The 2,395-nt window shown below is 61.5% G+C and carries 2 protein-coding genes; both read right to left on the bottom strand.

The features are described 5' to 3' along the window. Positions 1-662: 662 nt before the first annotated feature. A complete protein-coding gene (locus tag ACH0BZ_RS16310; RefSeq protein WP_406899791.1) occupies positions 663-1,415 on the bottom strand; it encodes an RNA polymerase sigma factor in 753 nt (250 codons plus the stop codon). Positions 1,416-1,789: 374 nt separating this feature from the next. Then, positions 1,790-2,386 (bottom strand): cadmium resistance transporter, encoded by a 597-nt coding sequence (locus tag ACH0BZ_RS16315; protein ID WP_061917937.1) that lies wholly within the window; start codon positions 2,384-2,386, stop codon positions 1,790-1,792. Positions 2,387-2,395: the final 9 nt, after the last annotated feature.

Consider the following 2,395-nt stretch of genomic DNA (forward strand, 5'->3'; position numbering starts at 1 on the left):
CCGGGGCAGCTCGATTCGCCATGCCCCATGATTTCACATACCCAACCGTAAAACTACTTCACACGCGCGACACTAGGTGACCGGCGCCCCGCCCTTTTGTGTCAGCGGCTAGACCCGCTGACGGATTGTGCCGTTTGGGTTCGTGTCACCGCGCCCGCGAGGGACGAATCGCCCTGTCACTGCCGACCTGGTGACCGTACGGGAATTTCCGGTACCTGGACCGACGTGCTCCGTGGTGGACTTCCCCGGCCACCGCGCAGCGGCTGCGTTACTGATGAACCGGCCGCTGATAGCGGACCTGTTTACCTTGCGAGCCATGACGGCTCCTTCCTGGATGACCACCAAGGGAGGGTGACCTCCGTCAGGCCACCTCGAACTCCGATACGATCCAGGAACTCCATCCCCATGGAGCCGAGACCGTAATTCTCGGTGGCAGGGCGGGATCGTTGACGCGATCTCGCCCTCGCCGTTTTCTCATCCGCGGCTACTGAGTTATAGGGGTCTTCTGCCCCGTTTTCCCTCGTCCCTGCGTGAACTTTCTCCACGCAGTTCAGCGACTCTACGAAGGACCTGGTCAGCGCGGTCTTGGCTGACGCTCCCTCGGGCAGCTCGGGCTTCTTTGCTCCCGAACGAGGACCGCTCCAATTTATCCATGAAGTCGTTCATCCCGTGTGCCTCCGATCTTGACGAATCTGTCTCTTCGCGCGCCCCAGGAGGCCTTCTACGGCTTTGGTGGTTGTACCTTGCTCATCGGCGATCTCCTTAACGCTCCAGCCGCGGAACTGCATCACCAGTGCTGCACGAGCTCGGGACGAGGTCACTGGCGCCAACCACTCCGCAAAGGTCTCCTCCTCGATGACATCTGCTTCGACCCCAGCCAGCTCCATGAATCGACCTGTCGAAGCCTCATCAAAGGGTCTCTCCACTGCTTCCCGCCTCAGCTTCTGGACCTTCCAGGTCCTAGCGAAGTCGACGTACCGGATCAAGCATTGCCCGATGAAGAAGGTGCGTAACGACGCCTTCTTCGTCGGATCCCACTTGCCTTTCTGCAGGACCTCTACTCTGAACCCCTCGATCGCCCGAGTGACCGTACCCATCGTGAGTTCCTCGACATCATCCGCAGATAGCTCGATGTCTTGCAGGACCGGCAGCCCCTTAAGTCTCCGTTCCTTGCACTTCTCTTCGATCACCCCTTGATGGAGCCAGGCAGCGATCACCGCGAGGGCGTACTTGGCGACCGCTTCTTCGAACTGGCGTTGAGTTGGCCCAACGAAGCCGGCCAGTTTCAATTCACGGTGCAGGACGGCATCTCCCGCGAGTCGATCGACCTCGCTCCTTAGGTGCTCCTGGCCCCAACTTCGCCAAATCTCGGCTCCGCGCATCGCCTCGGTGCCATGGTCGTCGAGATCGTCCACTTGCGCATCCCCTTTGAGGAAGCCTTCCCCTGCTCCCCGTTAAGGACTGAGTATGCCTCATTGCAACGACAACAGTCTTTACAGATGTAGATTTCTGACCTCGATTGATTGCGCGCCCAGGCGACAGGTTACTTACGCCAGAAAGGCTTCCGTTGGATCGTTAATTGTCGGGCTCGTGTAGCCAGCAGTCCTGTTGGGGTACACCCGTGTGGGACGGAGGGGAGGGAGGCGTCATCGCTGTGGACTTGATCGCTCTGTGGCGGTCTTCTGTGGCTACTTCTTGGCGGCGGCGTACTAAATCGGGCGTTCTGCCCGGAGGGATTAAGGCGAGTCGGGCGGCTCTCGGGTGTGCGGTGGGGTTTGCGTCGGTTCTGTCAGAGTCCGAATGCTCCGCCGCTGATCAGGATGAACGCGCCCAGGCCGATCAGGACTGTCGGGAACAGGATGTGTTCCCAGCGCTCTAGGACTTCGGCGATCGGTCGGCGGGTGGCGACGAACTTGGCCAGGCCCACCAGTCCTGCCACCAGCACTAGGAACACGATGCAGTAGGCGACTACGGCTCCCGGGCCCACGTTGAGAAAGACGGGGACGTAGACGCCGATGTTGTCGCCGCCGTTGGCGAAGGTTACGCCGGCCACGGTCCACACGGCGACGTTCTTGCCCTCGATCTTTGCGTCGTCGTCATCATCGTCCCCGCGCCAGGCCTGCCACGCGGCCCACAGTCCCAAGCCGAGTGGGATCAGCCCGAAGTAAGGGATGGCCTGCGGGGGCAGGAAGGCTCCCGCGCCCAGGGAGACGAGCACTGCGGCGCCGAGGATGCCGATGAAGCCGAGGTACTGGCCGACCAGGATGCGTGCGGTGGTGCCGCGTTGGCCGGCGCCGCGGGCGAAGAACAGCGACAGAACGATGATGTCGTCGATATTGGTGGCAATGAACAGGCCGATCGCCTGCAGGGCCGAGGACAGGATCACGCCTGCACC

The organism is Dietzia sp. 179-F 9C3 NHS (assembly GCF_045369825.1).
GTDB lineage: Bacteria > Actinomycetota > Actinomycetes > Mycobacteriales > Mycobacteriaceae > Dietzia.